The 21,267-nt window shown below is 65.8% G+C and carries 26 protein-coding genes; 12 read left to right on the top strand and 14 right to left on the bottom strand.

Annotated elements, in window-relative coordinates:
- Window positions 1-168: 168 nt before the first annotated feature.
- The 3 genes from ACFPWW_RS26390 (at window position 169) to ACFPWW_RS26380 (ending at window position 3,147) form a co-directional block, all read left to right on the top strand.
- Window positions 169-1,005 carry a hypothetical protein gene (locus ACFPWW_RS26390; RefSeq protein ID WP_377313998.1) on the top strand — a complete coding sequence of 279 codons (837 nt, stop codon included), beginning with the start codon at window positions 169-171 and terminating at the stop codon, window positions 1,003-1,005.
- Window positions 1,006-1,040: 35 nt separating this feature from the next.
- Window positions 1,041-2,009, top strand: a complete 969-nt coding sequence (locus ACFPWW_RS26385) for a crotonase/enoyl-CoA hydratase family protein (RefSeq protein WP_377313996.1) — start codon at window positions 1,041-1,043, stop codon at window positions 2,007-2,009.
- Between the two features lie 148 nt (window positions 2,010-2,157).
- Complete coding sequence (locus tag ACFPWW_RS26380; protein WP_377313994.1) at window positions 2,158-3,147, top strand: SDR family oxidoreductase; 990 nt, start codon at window positions 2,158-2,160, stop codon at window positions 3,145-3,147.
- A gap of 47 nt (window positions 3,148-3,194) precedes the next feature.
- Here ACFPWW_RS26380 and ACFPWW_RS26375 read toward each other — a convergent pair whose 3' ends face one another.
- Entirely contained in the window at window positions 3,195-3,944 is a 750-nt protein-coding gene (locus tag ACFPWW_RS26375; RefSeq protein WP_377313992.1) for a glucose 1-dehydrogenase, read from the bottom strand.
- A gap of 83 nt (window positions 3,945-4,027) precedes the next feature.
- Between ACFPWW_RS26375 and ACFPWW_RS26370 the strand changes: the two genes are divergently transcribed.
- On the top strand, window positions 4,028-4,687 hold the full coding sequence (locus ACFPWW_RS26370; protein WP_377313990.1) for a TetR/AcrR family transcriptional regulator: 660 nt from the start codon (window positions 4,028-4,030) through the stop codon (window positions 4,685-4,687).
- 6 nt (window positions 4,688-4,693) lie between these two features.
- Here the strand turns inward: ACFPWW_RS26370 and ACFPWW_RS26365 are convergent, their stop codons facing one another.
- Window positions 4,694-5,566 carry a LysR family transcriptional regulator gene (locus tag ACFPWW_RS26365; protein WP_377313988.1) on the bottom strand — a complete coding sequence of 291 codons (873 nt, stop codon included), beginning with the start codon at window positions 5,564-5,566 and terminating at the stop codon, window positions 4,694-4,696.
- Between the two features lie 99 nt (window positions 5,567-5,665).
- On the opposite strand from ACFPWW_RS26365, the gene ACFPWW_RS26360 reads away from it, so the two are divergent.
- Window positions 5,666-5,875, top strand: coding sequence for a DUF1127 domain-containing protein (locus ACFPWW_RS26360; protein WP_112571402.1), 210 nt, complete (start codon window positions 5,666-5,668; stop codon window positions 5,873-5,875).
- A 94-nt stretch (window positions 5,876-5,969) separates the two neighbouring features.
- Complete coding sequence (locus ACFPWW_RS26355; protein ID WP_112571400.1) at window positions 5,970-6,443, top strand: VOC family protein; 474 nt, start codon at window positions 5,970-5,972, stop codon at window positions 6,441-6,443.
- 133 nt (window positions 6,444-6,576) lie between these two features.
- Here ACFPWW_RS26355 and ACFPWW_RS26350 read toward each other — a convergent pair whose 3' ends face one another.
- Window positions 6,577-7,440: a hypothetical protein gene (locus ACFPWW_RS26350; RefSeq protein ID WP_377313986.1), complete on the bottom strand. Its 864-nt coding sequence runs from the start codon at window positions 7,438-7,440 to the stop codon at window positions 6,577-6,579.
- A 1-nt stretch (window position 7,441) separates the two neighbouring features.
- Here ACFPWW_RS26350 and ACFPWW_RS26345 point away from each other — a divergent pair, with 1 nt between their 5' ends.
- Entirely contained in the window at window positions 7,442-7,771 is a 330-nt protein-coding gene (locus ACFPWW_RS26345; RefSeq protein WP_377313984.1) for a hypothetical protein, read from the top strand.
- 157 nt (window positions 7,772-7,928) lie between these two features.
- Here ACFPWW_RS26345 and ACFPWW_RS26340 read toward each other — a convergent pair whose 3' ends face one another.
- The 10 genes from ACFPWW_RS26340 to ACFPWW_RS26295 form a co-directional block, all read right to left on the bottom strand.
- Window positions 7,929-8,951 (bottom strand): LLM class flavin-dependent oxidoreductase, encoded by a 1,023-nt coding sequence (locus ACFPWW_RS26340; RefSeq protein ID WP_112758794.1) that lies wholly within the window; start codon window positions 8,949-8,951, stop codon window positions 7,929-7,931.
- Window positions 8,948-9,853 carry a Rossmann-like domain-containing protein gene (locus ACFPWW_RS26335; protein ID WP_112758818.1) on the bottom strand — a complete coding sequence of 302 codons (906 nt, stop codon included), beginning with the start codon at window positions 9,851-9,853 and terminating at the stop codon, window positions 8,948-8,950. The genes ACFPWW_RS26340 and ACFPWW_RS26335 overlap by 4 nt, the downstream gene beginning before the upstream one ends.
- Window positions 9,854-10,058: 205 nt before the next feature.
- Window positions 10,059-11,075 (bottom strand): ABC transporter substrate-binding protein, encoded by a 1,017-nt coding sequence (locus ACFPWW_RS26330; RefSeq protein ID WP_112571394.1) that lies wholly within the window; start codon window positions 11,073-11,075, stop codon window positions 10,059-10,061.
- Window positions 11,068-11,487, bottom strand: coding sequence for an AAA family ATPase (locus ACFPWW_RS26325; protein ID WP_377313982.1), 420 nt, complete (start codon window positions 11,485-11,487; stop codon window positions 11,068-11,070). The genes ACFPWW_RS26330 and ACFPWW_RS26325 overlap by 8 nt, the downstream gene beginning before the upstream one ends.
- Entirely contained in the window at window positions 11,441-11,878 is a 438-nt protein-coding gene (locus ACFPWW_RS26320) for an ATP-binding cassette domain-containing protein (protein WP_377313980.1), read from the bottom strand. The genes ACFPWW_RS26325 and ACFPWW_RS26320 overlap by 47 nt, the downstream gene beginning before the upstream one ends.
- Entirely contained in the window at window positions 11,869-12,894 is a 1,026-nt protein-coding gene (locus ACFPWW_RS26315) for a FecCD family ABC transporter permease (protein ID WP_377313978.1), read from the bottom strand. Before ACFPWW_RS26315 ends, ACFPWW_RS26320 begins: the two co-directional genes overlap by 10 nt.
- Before the next feature lie 23 nt (window positions 12,895-12,917).
- Window positions 12,918-13,163, bottom strand: a complete 246-nt coding sequence (locus tag ACFPWW_RS26310) for a hypothetical protein (RefSeq protein ID WP_112571392.1) — start codon at window positions 13,161-13,163, stop codon at window positions 12,918-12,920.
- Window positions 13,164-13,435: 272 nt separating this feature from the next.
- Complete coding sequence (locus ACFPWW_RS26305; protein ID WP_377313976.1) at window positions 13,436-14,194, bottom strand: hypothetical protein; 759 nt, start codon at window positions 14,192-14,194, stop codon at window positions 13,436-13,438.
- 73 nt (window positions 14,195-14,267) lie between these two features.
- Window positions 14,268-15,548 carry an epoxide hydrolase family protein gene (locus ACFPWW_RS26300; RefSeq protein ID WP_377313974.1) on the bottom strand — a complete coding sequence of 427 codons (1,281 nt, stop codon included), beginning with the start codon at window positions 15,546-15,548 and terminating at the stop codon, window positions 14,268-14,270.
- A 116-nt stretch (window positions 15,549-15,664) separates the two neighbouring features.
- Entirely contained in the window at window positions 15,665-16,105 is a 441-nt protein-coding gene (locus ACFPWW_RS26295) for a VOC family protein (RefSeq protein ID WP_112758595.1), read from the bottom strand.
- A 234-nt stretch (window positions 16,106-16,339) separates the two neighbouring features.
- Here ACFPWW_RS26295 and ACFPWW_RS26290 point away from each other — a divergent pair, with 234 nt between their 5' ends.
- A complete protein-coding gene (locus tag ACFPWW_RS26290) occupies window positions 16,340-17,290 on the top strand; it encodes an alpha/beta fold hydrolase (RefSeq protein ID WP_377313972.1) in 951 nt (316 codons plus the stop codon).
- Here the strand turns inward: ACFPWW_RS26290 and ACFPWW_RS26285 are convergent.
- The gene (locus ACFPWW_RS26285; RefSeq protein ID WP_377314191.1) at window positions 17,279-18,184 is read right to left on the bottom strand and encodes a LysR family transcriptional regulator; all 906 of its coding nucleotides are present in this window, start codon (window positions 18,182-18,184) and stop codon (window positions 17,279-17,281) included. The genes ACFPWW_RS26290 and ACFPWW_RS26285 overlap by 12 nt on opposite strands.
- Window positions 18,185-18,500: 316 nt before the next feature.
- Here ACFPWW_RS26285 and ACFPWW_RS26280 point away from each other — a divergent pair, with 316 nt between their 5' ends.
- Genes ACFPWW_RS26280 through ACFPWW_RS26265 form a run of 4 tightly spaced genes read left to right on the top strand, consistent with a single transcriptional unit; the run spans window position 18,501 to window position 21,116 of the window.
- A complete protein-coding gene (locus ACFPWW_RS26280) occupies window positions 18,501-18,815 on the top strand; it encodes a DUF2282 domain-containing protein (RefSeq protein WP_112571380.1) in 315 nt (104 codons plus the stop codon).
- Window positions 18,816-18,861: 46 nt separating this feature from the next.
- The gene (locus tag ACFPWW_RS26275; protein WP_377314189.1) at window positions 18,862-19,788 is read left to right on the top strand and encodes a DUF692 domain-containing protein; all 927 of its coding nucleotides are present in this window, start codon (window positions 18,862-18,864) and stop codon (window positions 19,786-19,788) included.
- Window positions 19,775-20,596 (top strand): putative DNA-binding domain-containing protein, encoded by an 822-nt coding sequence (locus ACFPWW_RS26270; RefSeq protein WP_377313970.1) that lies wholly within the window; start codon window positions 19,775-19,777, stop codon window positions 20,594-20,596. Before ACFPWW_RS26275 ends, ACFPWW_RS26270 begins: the two co-directional genes overlap by 14 nt.
- A complete protein-coding gene (locus tag ACFPWW_RS26265; RefSeq protein ID WP_113414323.1) occupies window positions 20,589-21,116 on the top strand; it encodes a DoxX family protein in 528 nt (175 codons plus the stop codon). Before ACFPWW_RS26270 ends, ACFPWW_RS26265 begins: the two co-directional genes overlap by 8 nt.
- The last annotated feature ends 151 nt before the right edge of the window (window positions 21,117-21,267 follow it).

Below are 21,267 nucleotides of genomic sequence, written 5' to 3'. Positions count from 1 at the left end.
CTCATCATGAGAGCAACATTAGTGGCCGGCGCCGGCCGTTTCAACAGGTCCCGCCCCGCGGCAACGCCGCCGCACCGGGAAGAGAAAAACCGCTTGCCTCCGTAGTCACTCTTATTATAAGAGTTACTAGCGAACATCACCAGTCTCGTCCCAACGCGAGGGTTTCCATTGGCGTCCGACAGCTCCACTTTCTCCACCAGCCCCATACTCGCCTTTGCCGCGACCGCCGTCGTGACGGGCCTCTGGTTTTCCGCGCTCCTTGCGATACCCGGCCTTCAGGATTCCGGCCTTTCGGTCGTCGTCGCGCGCATCGGCGTGCATCTCGTCGAGATCAGCGGAACCTGGGCGGCGCTGTCCCTTGCCCCGCTGACGAGAGCGCAGAAGATCCGCACCTGGCTGGCGCTCGCCGCTCCGCTCACCCTCTGGCACGGCGCCGCCTGGGCGATCGTGGCAAACGGCCTGCTGCTGCCGGGTGCCACGGCCATTCCGCTGCTGCCGCTGATGATCGTCGTGCCGACGGCCATCGTCATCGTGCTTCTTCTGCGCTCGCGGCGCATCGCCACCGTGCTTGATGCGATGCCCGCCCACTGGCTGGTCGGTCTGCAGGCCTACCGGGTGATCGGCGCCGTCTTCCTCGCCAATTGGGCGGTCGGCACCACCCCCGGCATTTTCGCGCTTCCGGCCGGCACGGGCGATGTCATCACCGGGCTGATGGCGCTGCCGACGGCCGTCGTGCTGGCGGGCGGCCGCCAGGGCAGCATCCGCTCGGCCCTCTTCTGGAACCTGTTCGGCATCGCCGATCTCGTCGTCGCCGTCACGCTCGGGGCGCTGACGACGCCCGGCCCGCTGCAGCAGCTCGCGCTCGACCACCCCAACCTGACGACCGGCACCTACCCGACCGCCATCATCCCGGCCTTCACCGTACCCACGTCCCTCGTCCTGCACGCCCTGTCGCTGCGCCAGCTTGCCAGACGCGCAAGGCCGGCCGCCACCGTCGCCGCCTGACGGCACCCGCCCCCATCCCTTCCGGAGACAGACCTATGGAAAAAGAACCCGTGGTCGCACGCCGCGACCTCATGAAGGCGGCTGCGGCCGCCGCCGCCATGGCCCCCGCGCTCGCGGCCTCCTCCGCGCTCGCCGCAGAGCAGCAGCAGGGCCAAGCGCAACAGGGCCAATCCGCCCCCGCCCCGCAGCCGACCACGCTCGCCGAGGTCGCGCCCGCGGCCGATATCCGCCTCAGCGTCGAACGCCGCGGACAGGTGGCCCTCTTCGGCCTCAACCGCCCCGAAGCGCAGAACCGCATCGATCCCGAGACATTCCAGGCGCTGGCAAGGGCGCTCTACGATTACGACCACGACCCGTCGCTGCGCGCGGCGGTCCTCTTCGGCCACGGCGATCATTTCTCGCGCGGCATCGACGTGGAAGCCTACCGGGCAGCCGCCGGCAACGGCAGCCCGCTCGCCGGCTTCACCCGCATCGTCAATCCGCTGAACTACGGCCAGGCCCAGCGCAGCAAACCGCTGATCGCGGCCGTCCACGGCGACACCTGGAACATGGCCCACGAACTCTTCCTGGCCGCCGATATCCGCGTTGCCGCCGCAAACACCAATTTCGGCCAGGATGAAAACGCCCACGGCCGCTTTCCCGGCGGCGGCTCCACCGTGCGCTTCGTCCGCGAGGCCGGCTGGGGCAACGCCATGCGCTACATGCTGACGGGCGACCATTGGGGCGCCGAGGAAGCCTACCGCATGGGCACCTTGCAGCATGTCGCCGAAACACCCGAGGCCGCCCTTTCCCGCGCCGTCGAGATCGCCCGTCAGGTGGCGGCCTGCGCGCCGCTCGGCGTGCAGACGACGCTCGCATCCGCGCATCTGGCAATCGACGGTCCCGAGGCCGAGGCATTCTCCAAACTCGGCGCCCAATATAGCGGCCTCTACCGCACGCAGGATTTCATCGAAGGCGTGCGCGCCCAGGCGGAGGGCCGCCCGCCCGTCTTCCACGGCAACTAGGCCTTCCCGCGCCTTAGCGACCCTGGGGATCGCGGCACGCTTGAGGGCGCAATTATCGACAATCGCCATTTTGCGCGAGACGCTTTCCCGCTTTCGCGCTATGAACATTGTCGACAATTTCGCCCCCACCCGACATCGAGGTCCCCACATGGCACTGAAGATCCTTTTCATCGGCGGCACCGGCCAGATTTCCTATCCCTGCGTCGAGCGCGCCGTGGCCGCGGGCCATCAGGTCAGCGTCTTCAACCGCGGCCTGCGGGGCGATCCGCTGCCGGCGGGCGTCACCTCCATCGTCGGCGAGCTCGGATCGCCCGCCTATGCCGATCTCGCCAAGGCCAATTACGACGTCGTCGCCCAGTTCATCGCCTTCACGCCGGATCAGGTGCAGCGCGATATCGACATCTTCTCCGGCCATTGCGGCCAGTACGTCTTCATCTCCTCGGCCTCGGTCTATGAAAAACCGGCCCGCCACTACGTCATCACCGAGGAAAAGACGCCGGCGATCAATCCCTACTGGCCCTACAGCCAGGCCAAGATCGCCTGCGAGGAACTGCTGAAGAAGGCCGACAGGCTCGCCTGGACCATCGTTCGCCCCAGCCACACGGTGCGCACCGGCCTGCCGATCATGATGGGCGACAGCGATATCATGGCGCGGCGCATGCTGGACGGCGAGCCGACCATCGTCGCCGGCGACGGCCACACGCCCTGGACGCTGACCCGCTCGGTCGATTTCGCCGTGCCCTTCGTCGGCCTGTTCGGCAAGCAGGCCGCGCTGGGCGACATCTTCCACATCACCAACGACCACGCCCATATCTGGGACCATATCCAGCAGGCGATCGCCCGCCTGCTCGGCGTCGAGGCCAGGATCGTGCATGTGCCGACCGATACGCTCGTCAAATACAATCCGGAATGGATCGGCCCGCTGACCGGCGACAAGGCCTGGACGGCGATTTTCGATAATTCCAAGGTCAAGCGCGTCGCCGGCGATTTCACCTGCGCCACCAGCCTGGACGAAATCCTCGAAGAGCCGATCAGGCACCTGAAGCAGCGCTTCGCCAAGGGCCGCCCGCCGAAGGGCGATTTCGACGCCCTGATCGACAAGATCTGCGCCGAACAGAGCGCGCTCGGGCAGGCCTGACCCATTGCCCGACCCGGCGCCCGCCCGCGCGCGCCGGGCGCCTCCTCTCATATCTGCGTCCAGCCGCCGTCCACGGTCAGCTCGACACCGGCGATATAGGCCGCGTCGGCGGAGGCGAGGAACAGCACGGCTTTCGCGACCTCCTCGGCGCTGCCGCTGCGGGCAAGCGGGATCTGCCTGTGCGCCTGCGCATTGATCTCCTCGATCGCATCGTCGCTGAGGCCCACCTTGCGGATGAGGTCGGTATCGATGAGGCCGGGCGCGACCGCGCTCACCCGGATGCCGCGCGGGGCAAGCTCCGCCGTCAGCGTGCGGGCCAGCGAGCGGATCGCCGCCTTTGTCGCGGCATAGACGGTAAAACCCGGCCAGCCCTTCGATCCCTGGATGGACGTGTTGAGCACCACCGATCCGCCGGCCGGCATCAGCGCCACCAGTTTCTGCACCGTGAAGAACGTGCCCTTGAGGTTGGTATCGACGCCGAAATCGAATTCGTCTTCCGATACCTGCTCGAAGGGGCCCGGCCGTGCCGTGCCGGCATTGGCAAAGAGGATATCGACCCGGCCGTATTGCTCGGCGATCCGCGCCTTCAGCGCCTCGATGTCACCGAGCCGCGACATGTCGCTGCCGATCGCTTCGACATTGCGCCCGATGGCGGCCGCCGCCGCATCGAGCGCGGCCCGATCGCGCCCGGTGATCACAACCCTGGCGCCCTCCTCGACGAACAGCTTCGCCGCCGCCAGTCCCATGCCCGCGCTGCCGCCGGTGACGACTGCGATTTTCCCGTCCAACTTGCCCATTCTCATCTCCTTGACCCGCTCGGGGGTGGAATAACCGTGACCAGGAAAATATATGAGCCCTGCTTCCGCTCCGGGATTCGCATATGAAAACCAGCCCTTCGGCCGTGCTGAGCCGCCGCAAATGCCCGCGTCAGGCGCGCTCCGCCGTCACCGTGGACGCGATTTTCGAAGGCACCCTTCAGGTTTTGCTGCGGGCCGGATCGACCCGTCTCAACACGACGCGGGTGGCCGAGCGCGCCGGCGTCTCCGTCGGCACGCTCTACCAGTATTTCCCCAACAAGCAGTCGCTGCTCTATGCCGTGCTGGAGCGCTATCTGGACAGGCTGATGGACCTCCTGGAAGCGGCCTGCCGGAGCCAGCACGGCCGACCGGCGCAGGAGATGACGGAAGCGGCCGTGCGGGCCTACCTGCAGGTCAAGGCCGACGAGCCGGAAATCTCGCGCGCCCTTTATGCGATCGTGACGGAACTCGACGCCTGCCGTCTCGTCGAAGCCGCCATCCAGCGCGCCGAACGGGCGCTCGCCGCCATGCTGTCGAGCGCCGGCGACGGAGATTTCGCCGATCCGCACGCGGTCGCCCGCCTGCTTTTCGCGGCGGTCCACGGCACCTTGCGCATGCTCTACGAACGCGACCTGCCGCCCGTGATCGGCTCGGATATGGAAAGCCAGCTGATGACGATGTGCCGCGCCTACATCGCCGCCGCCCTTCGCCCCCCGCAGGCGCCGGCAAGCCCGGCGGGCTGACGCGCGTCAGGCCTCAGGCGCGCGCAGGCATTTCATCACCTCGCGCAGCCCGCGCGTCAGGTGTTTGTCGCGCCGGATGACCAAACCGAGCTGGCGCACCAGCGGCGGCTGGAGCGGGGAGATCGCAAACCGGCCACGGTCGCGCCTCACGGCCAGTCCCGGCAGCACCGACCAGCCGAGGCCGGCGGCCACCAGTTCCTTGATCGCTTCGACGCTGCCGAATTCCATTGCCGGCTCGCTCCTCATGCCGGCCGCCTCGAACCATGCGTCGATGGTGCGCCGCGTATTGCCGCCCTCGTAGAGCATCATGGTCCTGTCCTTGAAGAAATCGGCGGTCGGCCCGCCCTCGGGCATGGCGCTTGCCTTCGGCCCGACGGCGACAAGCTCGTCGGCGTAGAAGGGCTCGATCTCGATGGAGCGGCCGGAGGCCGGCAGCGTCACGACGGCGATATCGAGCGCATTGGTTTCGAGATCGCGCACCATCTCGTCGGTATTGCCGACACGGACGACGATTTCGAGACCGGGCATGCGCCTCTTGGCGGCGGCGATCGCGCCGGGAAGCAGGTGGATCGAGGCCGTGCCGCCGCTGCCGATGCGCACGCGCCCGACCGCGCCCTGCCGAAAGGGCGCCATCGCCTCCTCGGCGGCCGCGCATTCGCCGAGAATGCGGCGCGCATGGGCAAGCAGCTCGACGCCCGCCGCCGACGGCTGCGCCCGCCGCCCGACGCGCTCGATCAGCCGCACGCCCATGCGCTGCTCCAGCAGCTTCACCTGCAGGCTGACGGCCGGCTGCGTCAGCCCCGCTCTTTCCGCCGCCGCCGTGAAACTGCCGAGATCGACGACGCTGACGAAGGCCGAGAGCTGGTCGAGATTCAGCATCAGAAGAATTCCTTATGGATTGCATAAAAACCATAAGCTTCCTTGCGGGGCTGCGCCAGTCCATTTTCAGCCGTCCGAAACGAATGCTGGAGACGCCCGATGACGACTGCCGCGGAATTGCCGGCGACAACCGATCGCGCCCCGCGCGGCACCCTTGCCCGGCGCTGCCTGATGCGCCTCCACCTCTATTTCAGCAAGCGCCGCGAGCGGCAGGTCCTTTCCGGCCTCACCGACGACCAGCTGCGCGATATCGGCCTCAGCCCCTCCGAGGCGAGGGTCGAGGTGGAAAAGTCCTGGTTCTGGGGATAGCGGCCTGCGGCCCTAATTCGCGCCTCGGGGCTGGAGAAATCCGCCCTGCCCCTTATGTCACTGCCATCGGGGAGAAACAGCGAAGGACCGCGCAATGCACAAGAACACGATCTGCGTCTGGTACGACAAACATGCCGAGGAAGCCGCCCGCTTCTACGCCGGGATCTTTCCCGACAGCAAGGTCGGCGCCATCCACCGCGCCCCCGGCGATTATCCCTCCGGCCAGCAGGGAGACGTGCTGGTGGTGGAATTCACCGTTGCCGGCATTCCCTGCATCGGCCTCAACGGCGGCCCCTCGATCAAGCACAGCGAGGCCTTCTCCTTCCAGATCTCGACGGAAACCCAGGAGGAGACCGACCGCTACTGGAACGCCATCGTCAACAATGGCGGCCAGGAAAGCGAATGCGGCTGGTGCAAGGACAAATGGGGCATCTCCTGGCAGATCACCCCGCGCGCGCTGATGGAAGCGATCGCCGCCGGCGGCGCCGAGGCAAAACGCGCCTTCGACGCGATGATGACGATGCGCAAGATCGACATCGCCGCCATCGAGGCCGCCCGCCGCGGCTGACGGCAACAATGCCCGGACAGGGATCGGCGACGCAGGCAAGCCCCGCGCAGCGCGTGAACTGTCGCCTCACCCTGCGCGGCTTCATTCCGCGGGAGATCGACGAGGCTTCGCCCGCCTGGCCGCCGGCCAGGAGCTACCCCTCGCGCTGCCCGCCGGCCGGCCGGGGCACATGACGGCAGGCCCATTCGAAGGCTTCCTCGATGGCCGCGAACTTCACCGCCTGCCAGTGCCGGTAGTCGCGGATCAGCTCCGCTCCGAGCCAGAAATCGCCGCGCTCGCCGGAAAGGTCCCATCCGCCGATCTCAAGCAGCTGCGCACGCTCGAAAACGCGCCGCGCGTGGGTTCGGGAGATGGCGTAGCGCTTGAAGAATTCTCCGATCCGCAGCGGGCCGATCGGCATGCGCGCTTCCAGCGGCTTTTCCGGCGGCAGGCGGGACATCAGGTCGTGCAGGATGTTGCTGCCGGAAGCGGTGCGGACGAACGTATCGACGCTCTGCGGCGGGTTCGCCCAGCGCGGATCGTGAAAGAGGCTGTGGCACATTCTCGGCTGCGCATACCAGAGCAGCCGCCGGTCGGCCACCGATCGCGAAAGGCGCGTGCCTCGGTCGAGTATGTCGAGCGATTTCAGGTGCTCGTCGAACCATTCGCGGATCAGGGTCTCGGCCGTTTCGGAAATCTTGAGCGGGCGCGCCCGCCCGTCCCCGCGTTCGTGGATATCGATCAGCAGGCCGTAATTGCGCATCTCCGCCAGATGCGCGAATGCCGTATTCCTGGAGACAACCTTGCTTTCGGCGAGGAAGCCGTTCAGGTTGGCGGCCGTCAGGCTCGGATGGGACGGCGAGGTGACGCGCCGGAAATGAAAAGCCAGGATCGATTGCGTCAGCAGCCACCGTTTCATGTCCGCGGTATAACGCACGATACGGGGCGCGGCATCGTGCATGGCAATCAGCTTCAGCGCCGCATCCCTCAAGGCAAAGGCGTAAAGGCGATTTTCCACAATGGATTCGACGCTCAGAACCTTCGCCGCATCCGTGGCGGAGGGCATTGCGGTTGATGGGGACGTCAACGGAATTCTCCAGGCAGGGTTGAATGGGGCAATCGACCGTCTCGGCGAGCGACGGCCTGCCCTCGCGGCGATGCTCATGCCGCGGCAGCCCCCGGCCTTCGTGCTCACGCACGCTGCCTGGAAGCTGGGGCATGGCGACATCGCCGGCATCCTCCGCCAGCAGCCGGCCATCTCCTGCTGCACTATGTCCGTTGAGATAAAATTGCAACGGGCCGAAAGCCCGGCAAAGGCTCAAGCCGGCGGCTTCGTCGCATCCGGATGATTGCGTCGGCACGACAAACGAAGCCTTTGACGTGAACGATCCTGCATCCGTCGCGGATTGCGAAGCGGCGGGAGCGCTTCATCGCGCCCAGGCAGCGCCCAAGGCTGCTATTGTTGGCGACGTCATCGTGGGCGCGGCCAGCCCTGGCAAACGCATATCATGCCTGGCCGGAACGCACCGGCTCCAAACGGGGCCGCACTTCGGTTGCGAGCAACGTCAGGGACCGCTTCAACTGGTCAAGCGGCAGATAGCCGAAGAAGGCCGCCAGAGCATTGAGATATCCAAGGCCGAACTCGCCGCAGAGTTCGTTGATGCGTGCCGCGCAGGTGGACGGCCCGCCCGCGATGACCATGCGCCGATAGAAGGCTTCCGGCTCCAGATCTTCCGCGTTGATGACATTGTCCCGTTTCGCAATGCCGATCGTTCTCAACCGGGCCGTCAATTTTTCGACCGTGGGCCAGAGTTCGCGCCGCGCGCTCTCGTCATCGTCGCTCACATAGACGAACCGGCCGAACGGCACCTCCGATGGGTCGCCTCCCGCCGCCGTATAGGCGCTCATCACGGGCCTGATGGTGTCGAGGCTGTTGATCCCGTGGCAGATGATCCTGTGCCCCTGCCGCGCGGCCCAGGCGGCGGTATCCGGCGTATAGGTGCCGACGAAGACTGGCGGATGCGGAATCTGGACCGGTTTCGGCTCCACCGAAAAGCTCTCCGTCCCGAAGACGATCGGGTCCGCAGACCAGGCCCGGATCATAAGTCCGAGTCTCGCTGCGAAATCCTGCGCGGAAACGTCGGCATCCGGCGCGCTGAAGGCGGAAAGATAGCGGGCGTTCGCACCGCGGGATATCCCGACATCCACCCGACCGTCCGACAGGACGTCGAGACTGGCCAGATCCTCGGCAAGGCGAAGAGGGTGATGGATGGAAAGCAGCAGCACCGAGAAGCCCACACGCAGGCGTCTGGTCCTGGCGAGGATCGCCGATGCGAGGATGAGCGGCGAAAGGCACCGTCGACCGTCGAGCCCTCCCCCGGCTCCGCCCTGGAAATGTTCTTCGTTGAGCCACATGGCGTCATAGCCCAGTTCCTCGACGAGCACGGCCAGATCGAGCAGGCTCGATGTCGAAATCGACTCCAGCGCGCCGCTGCAACCGGAAAGTCCCAGCTTGAGAACCTGCGTCATGGGCCGCGCCCCGCGACGGCATCGGCTTGCGAACCCGCCTTCCCGTGGAGAAGCGGCGCGGACGAGCGATCGAAAAGCCCTTTCCGGCGCAAGGCCACCTTGTGGGCGGATTTTCCGAAGAAATGATAACCCGACCCTCCCTCGCAGAGGATATCGAGGAAACCGTCGGCATCCGTGATCTGAATGCCGCCCAGAATATCGCAGCCGCGGTTGAAGAAGGGCTCCGGGATCATCGTGACCGTCGGACCGACCACGACGGTTCGTGCGGTCGGCTTGGCCATGCCGAGCAGCCCGTCCAGCGTGTCGTTGATCAGTGTCGTGCCTGTTATAAGCAAGACATCCGCCTGCGGGACCACTTCGCCGGCCAGGTCGGCCTCCCGGAAGAACGGCATCTCCACGGGCTTCAGCGTCGCCGGGTCCTTTTCCAGGACGAGGTAATCGGCTTCGATCTTGCGCAACGCCCGCAAGAAGGGCGCGAATGCGCCGACGACCACGACCTTTTCGTGAGGCTTGACCTCGACCGCGTCGAAGGCGTCGGTGTCCTGGAGGAATTCCGCATCCGGACAACCGTAACGGTCGATCGCCACCTGCGCCAAGGCGTTGAGAACGGCGATACCGAGAGCGCGCCGAACACCGCCGCTCTCGATCGCGTCTTCGACGAAGGCCGCCGCCTTTCGCCCGCTCAGCTTGCCCGGAAACGGCATCGCCATGGCCGAACTCGGGCAGCAGACCGCTTCCGGAACCTCCTTTATCGGCGTGGCTGCGCTTCCCGCGTGGCCGGTGGACAATTTGACACCCGTGAAGAACAGCCCGACGACGACCCGCGCGACGACGATCTCATCGAAATCGTGAAGCCGTTCGCGCAACGCGAAGACCGTTTCGGCCAGAATCCGTTTTGACATGAATGCGCTCCTTGTCACCGGCATAGGCCGGAACACCTGGTATCGATGCGTCATTTCCAGACCACGCTCCGCAGCAAGGGCGCTCATGCTTCGCCCCTGCTCCGGAAGCTCTTCCCGGTTCCGACCTGGTGCTGCGCCTGATGCTCCAGGCGCAGGCAGGAAGGCTGGCGAAAACGCCGTTCCGGGGAAGAGAGAGCAGGACGCGTTAGCTCGCCCTGCCGCTCATCAGGATCGATTCGACCTGGGCGTCGTTCAGCTCGGTCTTGAAGAACGTCGCATAAAAGTTCTTTACCTCGGCGACCAGTTCCGCATGGGGAAACTGCGCCGGATGGAACTCGCTGGCCGCCCATAGGACCGTCAGGACCTGTTCGACCGTCCGGTTGCCCCAGGTATGCGCCCCCATGGGAGCGACAAGGATGCGACCGTTCTTGACCGCATCGAGTTGGGACAGCGTGGCGTCGCGTTTCAGCGCCTCGATATGGCCGGGGTCGGACAAGACGATATAGTCTGGGTTTGCATCGATCACCGTCTCGGTGGAAAGCGTCAGAACTTCCTCCGAACGGCCGTTATCCGTTACGCTGCGGGCGCCACCGGCCCTCAGCCACCATTCGGCAACCAGATGGGGCTGGGTCATGTTGGTTGGATTGATATAGAGAGCCGTAGGCCGCTGATCGAGCGGAATGGCATCGATCTTTGCGGCAATCCGCGCCAGCGTGGCATCGAAATATTTCGCGTATTGTTCGCCGATATCGGTGTTGCCGAGCAGGTTGCCGACCAGCCTGACCCCCGCCTTGACGTCGTCAGGCGTTTGAATGCGCAGCAGCACCGTCGGAACGCCGTTGGCGCCGAGGATATCGGCCGTCGACTTTTCGAAGCTCAAGGCGACATCCGGCCGAGCGTTCAGGATCTTTTCGGGATCCGGCGCATAGTTGGCATCCTGCAGGTCGGGGCCATCGCGCAGCTGCGGCGCGAAAACGAACTGCCAGGACCAGCGCTTTGCGTTGAACCGCACGGGAAGCCCGCTGACAAGGGTGTCCGCCTTGCCGGCCGCGAAAACGAAGCTGTTGATGACTGGCACCGAGCCGAGCGTGACGACACGCTCTATCTTGTCGGGCACGGTCACGGTCCGCCCGGTCATATCGACGATATCGCGGGCCAGTGCGTCACCGGCAAGGACGACCGCAGCCACGACGGCCAAAAATCCGGTCTTGAATCTATGCATCTTCGGGTATCTCCGCTCTGCGTTGGGAAAGAATTGGCAAGCATGCGCGCGCGCCGTCGCGCTCTTCGAGAATGCGAACCGGCGCGTCGTAAAGATCGGAAAGGAATCGTGAGGAAAGGAGCGACTGCGGCGTCCCGCGGCCGAAAATGCGCCCCTCCCGCAAGCCGAGTATCTGCGTGCCGACAAGCAGCGCATGGTCCGGATGATGGGTGGTCATCAGGATCGCGTAGCCACTGTCGGCCAGCGAGGCAACGATGTCGAGAATCCGGATCTGATTGCCGAAATCGAGACTGGCGGCCGGCTCGTCCATGATCAGGATGGGAGCTTCCTGCGCCAAAGCCCGCGCCAGCAGGCATAGCTGGCGTTCACCCCCGCTGATCGTCGCAAATTGCCGGTCGGCCAGATGCGCCATGCCGACGCGCGCCAGGGACGCCTCGGCGATCTTGTGATCGCGCCCCCCCCGGTGCCTCCATCATGCCCAGATGCGGAGATCGTCCCATGAGCACGATGTCGCGAACGAGATGCCCGAACACCGAGTCCGTGCTCTGGGGAACATGGGCTACTTTCGCGGCAAACTGCCGGGAGCCGAGGCTGCGAGCCGGTATCCCTTCAACCGCAATGTTTCCGCGAGTAACGGCCAGGGCGCCCATGATGCAGCGTATCAGCGTCGTCTTTCCCGCGCCGTTCGGTCCCAGAACGCAGATGACGTCGCCGGCCTCAAGGACGAAGCTGATATCTTCGAGACTCCGCTCCCCCTGCGGAAAACTGAACGCGAGATTCTCCACCGTCATCTTCACGACCATGCAACCCTCGTTCGCAGGAGAAGGATGATAAACAACGGGGCGCCGATGACGCTGGTCACGATTCCGAGCGGCAACTCCATGGAACTTGCTGCACGGGCGAAATCGTCCACCAGGAGGACAAACAGCGCGCCGGAGACGATCGCAACAGGCAGCATGCGCTCGAAGCTCGGGCCGACGAGGATGCGCGCCATATGGGGAACGACCAGCCCGACCCAGCCGACGATTCCGGAAATGCTGACGGCGGCGGCCGTCATCAAAGTGGCGGTCAGCACCAGCAGGATGCGTATGAGCCCGACATTGACGCCGAGGTTGCGAGCCTCCTCTTCGCCCACGCTCATCACGTTGATCTGCCAGCGAAGCGCGTAGAGAAGCGTCAGGCTTGCGGCGATCACCGCTGCGGTGACCGGCAGATCCCCAGGCGTGATCTTGTTCAATCCGCCGAGCAGCCAGAATGTGATCACCGGCAGCACGTCGATCGGATCCGCCACGATCTTGAGTATGGAAATCATCGCCTGAAAGAAGGCCGCGATCACGACGCCCACGAGTATGAGGACGATCAGCGAATAGCGATTGATTGCCTGGGCAATTGAAAAGCAGAGCACGACCCCGAAGAGGCCCATCACAAAGGCGGCAGCCTGGATGCCCAATGCGCCCAGGTTGAGTATCACTCCCATCGACGCCCCGAATCCCGCGCCGGCCGAGACGCCCAATATGTCGGGCGACACGATCGGATTGCGGAAGAGGTTCTGGTAGGCGGCCCCGGCCGCCGCCAGGGCCGCCCCGATCATCATCGCGGCACAGATACGAGGCAGCCTGACATTCAGGACGATGAGTTCGTCCGCAGCCCTCCAATCCGGCAGGATCGGAAAGACCTTCGACAGCAGGATGGCCAGCACGCGATCAGGCGGGACGGAAACCCGACCGATGCCGACCGACAAGACCGCCAGGGCCAATACCAGCAAAACCAGCATCGCCAGCACCAGCCTGCCCCGGCGGTTTGCGACACCGCCGGTCACGGGTCCGCCCCTCACCGGGCGCTCTAGCATTTGTTGACGTGGGAAACGGCAATTCCGTTTTCGGCAAAAAAGGATTCAAGCCGCGCATTGGACTCCGCGTAACTGCCCTTCTTCCAGACCATGCGCCATTCGCCCGCCGCCTCGTCATATTGGGCGGCAGGAAACGCCTCCTGAAACCGTGCGGATACGGCGCCTTCCCTTGGAAGGGCGATACCGTGCAGCTCGCACATTTTGGTCAGCGTAACGGATTTCGACGTCGTCGATGTCATCTCCTGCTTCCTTTGCGTTATATTTCCTCGGATATATCGAGGATACTATAACGCCATCCGGGAATGGCAAGCGGCCGGAACCGGGCGCTTGCGGGAAATGTCAGACTTGTTTGCTCCAGCGCAAAAAGATCGCCTCGGCCCGCCGACAAACATGATTGAAATCAATATTGGGCGCATGGCGCGGCCTTCAGATGCCGCCCCATCCGCCTTCCAGGAGGTCGGCAAGGCCCCCGGCGCCGCCCTCTCGTCGGGCGGCCGCCGGCTTCGCACCATTATCGGCCGCGCGGCAGCGTCTGCTCCTGCTTCATCGCGTCGATATCCTGGGCCTGACGAAGCGCGCGCTGCGCGTCTTCGTTGGATTCGTCCACCGTACGGTGGTGCCCGGTCGGAAGAATATCGTCACGCAGTTCCGGATCGAGCAACGGCTCCTCCCCGAGGCCGTAGCTTCGAACGCGCGGCGAGGCCGGATCGACGCGGCGCGCATGGTGGCCGGTCGGCATCGCCTCAGCCGCACCTGCCGCAAAGACGTCGTCCTTCGCGGCCGCCGCCTGCCGGGCGCGCTCGGCCTCGTCGATCCCCCGCATGCCGCCTGCATCGCGGCCGGCGAAGGCTTCGGGCGACTTGCTGATATCCCAGCCCTCCGCCCGCCAGAGATCGGCACGCTCGTCCATGTCGACGGCGCCTTCGTCGTCGAGAATGTCGAGAGCGATATCATGGGTGGCATCGTCCACCTCGGCGGCGACCAGAAAGCCGCCGCGGCGCAGGCCTTCGGCATAGACCGTCCGGTCCTCGTCCGGGAACAGCCAGCCTTCCAGCCTGGCCCAGAAGCCGCCGCGGTCGTCGGCGGCAACGCCCGCCTTGTCGCTGTCGGCCTCGTATCCCGACATCAGCCTGATATTGGCGACGCCCGCCTCCTTCAGCCGCTCGATCGCCCTTTCGGCGTCGTCCTGGCTGTCGAAAAAGGCCGTCAGCCTGTTGTGGCTGCCCTCGCCGGATGATGCGGGACCGTTATCGCTGTAAAGATTGCTCATGGGAATTCCTCCTCGTTTCCACCAATCCGGCAACGGCCGAAAGTGCTTGAGGTTCCCGCGCGGATGCGATTGTTCAGGATCGCAACGTCCTGAACGCGGCCCGGACCTCCTGCGCGAAAAGTTCGGGCTCCTCCCAGGCTGCGAAATGCCCGCCCTTTGCCGCCGCGTTGTAATAGATCAGCTGCGGATAGGCCCTGCCGAGCCAGTGGCGCGGCGGCCGGTAGACCTCGCCGGGAAAGACCGTGACGGCGACCGGAACCCTGACCGGTTCGACCTTTGCCCCGGCCGCGGCATTTTCCCAATAGATGCGTCCGCTCGAAGGCCCGGTATTGGTGAGCCAGTAAAGCGTGATGTTGTCGAGAATGGCCTGCCGGCCGAGCGCCTGTTCCGGGTCCCCGCGGGTAAAGACCCAGTCGGCGATCTTGTCGTAGAGCCATGCCGCCAGCCCCGCGGGCGAATCCGCCAGCCCGTAGCCGATCGTTTCCGGCCGCGTTGCCATGATCGCGGCATAGCCGAAGCCGTTGGCGAGGAAATCCCGGGCTTCCGTGAAGATTGCCTTTTCCTCCGGCGACAGGCTCTCGGGCGCCGGCGCCCCGCTCATCAGCGCCTGCGCGGCGTCAGGCGGAAAGGTGGTCGCGCGCTCGACCCTGTTGACATGAATGCCAAGCAATCCCTCCGGCGCCTGCCGCCCCAGCGCGTCGCTGATGATCGCGCCCCAGTCCCCGCCCTGCGAAACATAGCGGGCATAACCAAGGCGCTTCATCAGCGTGTCCCAGGCGGCCGCGATGCGCTGCGGGTTCCAGCCCCTCTCCTTCGGCTTGCCGGAAAAGCCGAAGCCGGGGATCGAGGGGATCACCAGATGGAAGGCATCGCCGGGCTCGCCGCCATGCGCGGTCGGGTCGGTCAGCGGGCCGATCACGTCGACGAGTTCGAACACCGATCCCGGCCAGCCATGCGTCATGATCAGCGGCAGGGCGTCCTCGTGGCGGGAGCGGACATGGATGAAATGGATGTCCACGCCGTCGATTGCGGTCACGAATTGCGGGAAAGCGTTCAGCCGCGCTTCGGCCCTGCGCCAGTCGTAGGAAGACCGCCACTCGTCCACCAGCGCCTTGAGCCTTTCCGGCTGCACGCCCTGCGAACGGTCGCCCACCGTCTCTCCGTCCGGCCAGCGCGTGGCCGCAAGCCGCCGCCTGAGATCGGCAAGTGCCGCCTCGGGCATATCGGCCCGGAACGGCCGGATTTCGCCGGAAAGCGCCCCGGCATCCACGGGGTCGGCCGCGCCCGCGCCCGAACCAAGCATGGCCGCAAGCCCGCCCGCAGCACCCGCAAACAGCAGCGAGCGCCGCGACATTTTCAAAGTCTCGGTCAATGGCCCTGATATCATGACATGCCTCCATTCCGCCGGAAGGTTCGCGGCCGCGTTTCAGACGCCCGACATCATGCGCCTGAAATGCGCCGCAAGCGATCTCAGGCCTCGTCCGGCCCGGCGCGGTAAACCAGGAACTTGTTGCCCTCGGGGTCGCGGAAATAGGCGCAGTAAGGCCCCTCGCCGTTCTCCCCGCGCGGCCCCGGCGCCCCTTCGTCCGAGCCGCCGGCCCGCAGCGCCGTCGCATGGGCCTCCCGCACCTTTGCGCGCGAGGGCGCCTCGAAGGCGACCATGCTGCCGTTGCCGGCCCGCGCCGGCCTGCCGTCGAAGGGCTTCACCACGCCGAATTCCAGCCTGCGCTTTCCATAATAGATGGCCCGGCCGGGCTGGACCAGGAAACGGCCGATGCCGAGGACGGCCATCAGCCTGTCGTAGAATTCGCCCGCGGCCTCGAGATTGCCGGTGCCGACGGTCGAATGGCCCGGCAGGCCGCGCACGCTTTCAGGCTCCGCGTTTTTCAGGTTTACGGTCATATCGTTCATGTCTCCTCATCCTTTCATGGGGACGCGGGGGCCATTCCCCGGCGCCGCTGATGGCGCAGATGTACGGGCCGCGCGCCTTGCCCGGTACTGCGGGAAAGCGAGAGGCAGCCTCTCATCCCGGCGCTCTACCGGCGGCAGGGACGATGCCCGATCATTGCCCTCGAAAATTCACCCCGGTCGCGGCAACGAGGCCCCCGCAGCGGGCACGGCCTCCTGAGAGGAAGGACAACGGACATGATGACATCGTCACTTGGAGCATTGCTCGCCGCCGCCGCAATCACCGGCACGGCACTCACGCCCGCAGGCGCCGGCACGGCCGAAGCCGCAAGGCCCGAAACCGGCACCATCGCCATCGGCGGCGATATCACGCTCAGGCGGTTCGTCGTACCGAACCCGGCGGCGAAAGGCACCGTGCTTTTCCTGCATGGCTTTCCCGAAACCTCCGCCGTCTGGAGCGATATCGCGGCCGCGCTCGGCGACGAATTCGAGGTCCATGCCTTCGACTGGCCGGGATACGGCCTGTCGTCGCGCCCGGCCGCCGAAGATTTCTCCTATTCGCCGCGCGATTATGCCGGCGTGCTGAAGGCCTATATCGAAAAAGCCGGCATCGACCGCTCGAAGCTGACGATCTATGCCGCCGATATCGGCGCCCTGCCCGCCCTGCTTCTGGCGCTCGACGAGCCCGATATCGCGCGGGCCATCATCGTCGGCGATTTCGCCCCCTTCAACCGGCCGGCCTATATGCACGAGCGCCTGCAGAGCCTGAAGGCCGAGCCGGCGGCCTCCGCCACCCGCGCCGCCATGAACCGGACGCGCGACGAAATCCTTGAAAACGCCCACCGGCGCGGCCTGCCCGAAGACAGGCAGTTCGATCTTGCGGCCGGCGTGAGGGAAGACATGGCCCGCGGCCGGAACAACGGCGCCCTCACCTCCGCCGACGCCTTCTACCATTATTACGCGGCCTTCACCCGCGATCAGGACCGGCTGGAGGCAGATCTCGGCCGGCTGAACACGCCGCTGAAGGTGATCTGGGGCGAAAAGGACATCTATATCGACAGCCGCATGGGCGCGGAATTTGCCGCAAGAACCGGCGCGCCGCTCGAAATCCTGCCCGGCATCGGCCACTATCCGCATCTGCAGGCGCCCGAACGCGTCGTCGCCGAAATCCGCGCCCTAGGGGATTGAGCCATAGCCGCGGCAGGCTTCCCGCAGCCGCGGCAGCGTCCAGTCGATGAAGGAACGCACCTTGAGCGCCAGGAAACCCTGGCGCGAATAGACGATATGGATCGGCTGCGGCGCACCCGCATAATCGTCAAGGATCGGCACGAGGGCCCCGGACGCGAGTTCGCCGGGGATCTGGTAGTCGAAGAGCCTGGCAATACCGGCCCCGCCGATGGCGGCGGCAACGCAGTTTGCCGCCGTATTGACCTCGATGCGGTGGCGCGGCACCACCTCCACCGGCCGCCCGTCGATATCGAAGGTCCAGAAGAAGGTCCTGTTGTTGAAGATGATCCCGTCATGGTCCGGCAGCTCGCCCGGATGCTGCGGGCAGCCGCAACGCGCAAGATAATCCGGGCTCGCGCAGGTCAGAACCCGAAACTCGGCAACCTTGACCGCATAAAGCGAACTGTCCGCCAGCGCCCCCAGCCGGAAGGCGACATCCACCTGCTCGCCGACAAGGTGAACGGTGCGGTCGAGCGACAGGAGGTTCAGCGAAACTTCGGAATGCTCCGCCAGAAATTCGAGCGCGATCGGCAGCACATAACGGTTGCCGAATTCCACCGGCATGGTGATCGTCAGCACGCCCCGCGGCTGCCGGTATTCGCCGGAGGCGCGGCGCTCCGCCTCTTCCAGTTCCGCAATGATCCGGCGCGCCGCCTCCACATAGTCGCGCCCGGCATCGGTAAGCTGCAGCTTCCGGCTGGTGCGGATGACGAGACTGGCGCCAAGCGACCGCTCCAGCTCCGCCACCTTGCGGCTGACGCTCGGCAGCGGCGCATTCAGCCGCCTGCTGCCCGCCGACAGACTGCCGGCATCGACAACGGCAAGCAGCACGCGCATCGCATCCAGCCGGTCCATCCCCGCCGCCTTCATCCCGCCTTCCCGCGGAAAATCTTAAACCTTCGAAACTCCGGCCGATAGATGGGTCCACGTCCGCCGCGGTCAGCTGGTGTTCGATATCGTCTGCGATCGATAGGGCGTGGTCGCGCTGCCGGATGTCCAACCGGATCATCGAGGCTGGGATGTCGGCCTTCCGGCTGCCTTCCGGCCGGAAGGAGCGCCAGGCCCATCACGCGTTCGTTACCGCCCCGCCTGTAACAACCCGCGCGCCCGTTGCGAATACCCCGACGTGCCCCGCCGAAAAGAGGGGCGTTTCACGCAACGGAGATTACCCATGTTGAAGACTTCCATCAGCACCGCCCTTCTTGCCGGCGCGATCACCTCCGCCCTTGCCACGATGGCAAGCGCCGGCCCGCTGACCAAGGCCGAGGCCGATGCTGCCGTCGCTGCCCACAAGGAGAAGTGCTACGGCGTTGCCCTGAAGGGCCAGAACGATTGCGCCGCCGGTCCGGGCACCACCTGCCAGGGCACCTCGGTCAAGGACTTCCAGGGCAATTCCTGGAAATTCGTCCAGGGCGGCACCTGCGCCTCGCTTGAACTGCCGGGCGGCCGTCACGGTTCGCTGAAGCCGCTGACGCGCGACATCTAAGCGGCAGGCAACAAGGAAAGCGGAGGCGAACATGGCCAGAGTCGACATGACGTCCAACCCTCTCATGGAGACGGAAAGCACCCTCCGCTTTCCGACCTATTCGCTGGCCGGCCAGGCCGGCACCAGCTTCAAGCCGGAGCACCTTGCGGCCATATCGGCCATCCCAGGCCCGCAAGGCTTCTTCGAAATCCACGCCGAAAACTATATGGGCGCCGGCGGCCCGCCGCATCGCGCGCTGGAAAGGGTGCGCCGCGACCACCCGATTTCCCTGCATGGCGTGTGCATGTCGCTCGGCGGCCCGCAGCCGCTCGACAAGGACCACCTCGCCCGCTTCAGGAGCCTCGTCGACCGCTACGAGCCGGCGCTGGTCTCCGAACATCTTGCCTGGTCCACCCATATGGACACCTACCTGAACGACCTGCTGCCGCTGCCCTATACGGCCGGTACGCTTGCCCATGTCTGCGATCATATCGACGAGATGCAGGCCGCGATCGGCCGGCCGATCCTGCTCGAAAACCCCTCCACCTACGTGCTCTTTGCCGAATCCGCCATGAGCGAGACGGATTTCATCCGCGAGATATCGCGGCGCACCGGCTGCGGCCTGCTGCTCGATATCAACAACGTCTTCGTCTCGGCCACCAATCACGGCTTTTCGGCGCTGGAATACCTGCGCGATTTCCCGCTGTCGCAGGTTGGCGAAATCCATCTCGCCGGCCATGCCGAGCAGGAGGACGACGAGGGCGAACTGCTGCTCATCGACAGCCATGACGGGCCGGTCGCCGATGCCGTCTGGCAGCTCTACGAGATCGTCATCGCCCGCTGCGGGCCGATCCCGACCCTGATCGAATGGGACAGCAGGATACCCGACTGGCCGGTCCTGCGCGCCGAAGCGCTTGCCGCCCAGGCGATCCTCGACAGGCACGCGGGCCAGGGACAGGCCTTCCGGCAGGAGCGCTCCCATGCGCTCGGCTGATATCCTGCCGCTCCGGCCGGCGGCGGCCGACTTTGCCGGCCGCTTCTCGGCCGCACTTCTCGATCCCGACGCTCCGGCCCCCGGCCTGGTGACGGGTCCGCGCGGCAAGCGGGCACAAAAGCGCTACGACGTCTACCGCAACAATGTCACCGTCAGCCTGATCGCCGCGCTGTCGTCGGTCTTCCCGGCTGTCGAGCGCATTACGGGGGCGGATTTCTTCCGCGCCATGGCCCGTTTCCATGTGCGCGAAACGCCGCCCGTCTCGCCGCTGCTCTTCGAATACGGGCGCGACTTCCCCGATTTCATCGACCGCTACGAATATGCCCGCGACATGCCCTGGCTTTCGGACGTGGCGAGGATCGAGCGCGCCTGGCTGGATGCCTATCACGCCGCCGATGCGCCTTCGCTCAAGGCCGAAGCGCTGGCCGTCGTGCCGCCCGAAGAGCTGGGTGCCCTGACCTTCCGGCCGCATCCGGCGACGCGGCTGGTCTGCTCGGCCCACCCGGCCGTCACCATCTTCGCCATGAACCGCGCCACCGGCCCCGTCTCCCGCGTCGAGAACCGGGCAGAAGACGGGCTGATTACCCGCATCGACGACGACGTGACCGTGCGCCTCCTGCCCCCCGGCGGCGCCGCCTTCCTCGGCGCGCTGCTGGCGGGACAATGCCTTGCGGCGGGCGTTGCCGCCGCCCTTGAGGCCGAACCGGGCTTCGATCTCTCCGCCGCCATCGGCGAGATGCTTGCGGCCCATGCCTTTTCCGATCTCGGCACCTTCTCAGATATCGAACTGGAGAATTCCCATGTCTGATATGCTTGATTCACTCCCTCACGACGAGCCTCGCAACGGCGCTCTCTCCCCGCTGACGAGGCTTGTGGCGACGGCCGACGGGCTTGTCCGCGCCGTCGCCCAGCCCGATATCGTCCAGGCGGCGCTGCGCGTGGCGCTGGCCGTCCCCTTCTGGCGCTCCGGCATCCTGAAATGGGATGGCTTCCTGCAATTGAACGATACCGCGGTCGATCTCTTCACCCAGGAATTCATGCTGCACCTGCCGGGCGGCCCCTACCCCTTCCCGATGCCGGCCGTCATGGCCTTCCTGTCGGGCTGCGGCGAAATCATCTTTCCGACCCTGCTCGTGCTCGGCCTCGCCACCCGCTTCGCCGGCCTCGGCCTGCTGTTCATGACCTGCATCGTGGAACTGACCGTGCCCGACGGCTGGCCGATCCACATCACCTGGGCGGCCATGGCGCTCGCCATCATGCGCTACGGCGCCGGCCGCCTGTCGCTCGACCATATGCTTGCGCGGATGTCGGGCACTGCCCGGAGCTAGACCGTACCGCAGCCATCGGCACCGATGCCCGCCCGGCTCGTCATTCAGCCGGGCGGCCTTTTGCGCTTTGTGGCCGCAATCCTCTTGCCGTTTGCCCGCCGATGCGCTCAATAGGCGCCGACGCCGGCATTCCCTCTCGTGCCGCGTCATC

Origin of the sequence: Rhizobium sp. GCM10022189 (assembly GCF_042656325.1) — a bacterium.
Classification (GTDB): Bacteria; Pseudomonadota; Alphaproteobacteria; order Rhizobiales; family Rhizobiaceae; genus Rhizobium.
This window is presented reverse-complemented; position numbering and strand designations above follow the sequence as displayed.

What these genes read in the sequence shown, in the direction of transcription:
- ACFPWW_RS26365 (WP_377313988.1), bottom strand. Translation starts at nt 5,566, where the DNA reads ATGCTGAATCTCGACCAGCTCTCGGCCTTCGTCAGCGTCGTCGATCTC.
- ACFPWW_RS26310 (WP_112571392.1), bottom strand. Translation starts at nt 13,163, where the DNA reads ATGACATCGACGACGTCGAAATCCGTTACGCTGACCAAAATGTGCGAG.
- ACFPWW_RS26375 (WP_377313992.1), bottom strand. Translation starts at nt 3,944, where the DNA reads ATGGGCAAGTTGGACGGGAAAATCGCAGTCGTCACCGGCGGCAGCGCG.
- ACFPWW_RS26290 (WP_377313972.1), top strand. Translation starts at nt 16,340, where the DNA reads ATGATGACATCGTCACTTGGAGCATTGCTCGCCGCCGCCGCAATCACC.
- ACFPWW_RS26300 (WP_377313974.1), bottom strand. Translation starts at nt 15,548, where the DNA reads ATGTCGCGGCGCTCGCTGCTGTTTGCGGGTGCTGCGGGCGGGCTTGCG.
- ACFPWW_RS26285 (WP_377314191.1), bottom strand. Translation starts at nt 18,184, where the DNA reads ATGGACCGGCTGGATGCGATGCGCGTGCTGCTTGCCGTTGTCGATGCC.
- ACFPWW_RS26275 (WP_377314189.1), top strand. Translation starts at nt 18,862, where the DNA reads ATGACGTCCAACCCTCTCATGGAGACGGAAAGCACCCTCCGCTTTCCG.
- ACFPWW_RS26305 (WP_377313976.1), bottom strand. Translation starts at nt 14,194, where the DNA reads ATGAGCAATCTTTACAGCGATAACGGTCCCGCATCATCCGGCGAGGGC.
- ACFPWW_RS26340 (WP_112758794.1), bottom strand. Translation starts at nt 8,951, where the DNA reads ATGACGCAGGTTCTCAAGCTGGGACTTTCCGGTTGCAGCGGCGCGCTG.
- ACFPWW_RS26320 (WP_377313980.1), bottom strand. Translation starts at nt 11,878, where the DNA reads ATGGTCGTGAAGATGACGGTGGAGAATCTCGCGTTCAGTTTTCCGCAG.
- ACFPWW_RS26265 (WP_113414323.1), top strand. Translation starts at nt 20,589, where the DNA reads ATGTCTGATATGCTTGATTCACTCCCTCACGACGAGCCTCGCAACGGC.
- ACFPWW_RS26280 (WP_112571380.1), top strand. Translation starts at nt 18,501, where the DNA reads ATGTTGAAGACTTCCATCAGCACCGCCCTTCTTGCCGGCGCGATCACC.
- ACFPWW_RS26325 (WP_377313982.1), bottom strand. Translation starts at nt 11,487, where the DNA reads ATGGCGCATCTGGCCGACCGGCAATTTGCGACGATCAGCGGGGGTGAA.
- ACFPWW_RS26345 (WP_377313984.1), top strand. Translation starts at nt 7,442, where the DNA reads ATGGATTCGACGCTCAGAACCTTCGCCGCATCCGTGGCGGAGGGCATT.
- ACFPWW_RS26380 (WP_377313994.1), top strand. Translation starts at nt 2,158, where the DNA reads ATGGCACTGAAGATCCTTTTCATCGGCGGCACCGGCCAGATTTCCTAT.
- ACFPWW_RS26360 (WP_112571402.1), top strand. Translation starts at nt 5,666, where the DNA reads ATGACGACTGCCGCGGAATTGCCGGCGACAACCGATCGCGCCCCGCGC.
- ACFPWW_RS26385 (WP_377313996.1), top strand. Translation starts at nt 1,041, where the DNA reads ATGGAAAAAGAACCCGTGGTCGCACGCCGCGACCTCATGAAGGCGGCT.
- ACFPWW_RS26295 (WP_112758595.1), bottom strand. Translation starts at nt 16,105, where the DNA reads ATGAACGATATGACCGTAAACCTGAAAAACGCGGAGCCTGAAAGCGTG.
- ACFPWW_RS26355 (WP_112571400.1), top strand. Translation starts at nt 5,970, where the DNA reads ATGCACAAGAACACGATCTGCGTCTGGTACGACAAACATGCCGAGGAA.
- ACFPWW_RS26335 (WP_112758818.1), bottom strand. Translation starts at nt 9,853, where the DNA reads ATGTCAAAACGGATTCTGGCCGAAACGGTCTTCGCGTTGCGCGAACGG.
- ACFPWW_RS26370 (WP_377313990.1), top strand. Translation starts at nt 4,028, where the DNA reads ATGAAAACCAGCCCTTCGGCCGTGCTGAGCCGCCGCAAATGCCCGCGT.
- ACFPWW_RS26270 (WP_377313970.1), top strand. Translation starts at nt 19,775, where the DNA reads ATGCGCTCGGCTGATATCCTGCCGCTCCGGCCGGCGGCGGCCGACTTT.
- ACFPWW_RS26330 (WP_112571394.1), bottom strand. Translation starts at nt 11,075, where the DNA reads ATGCATAGATTCAAGACCGGATTTTTGGCCGTCGTGGCTGCGGTCGTC.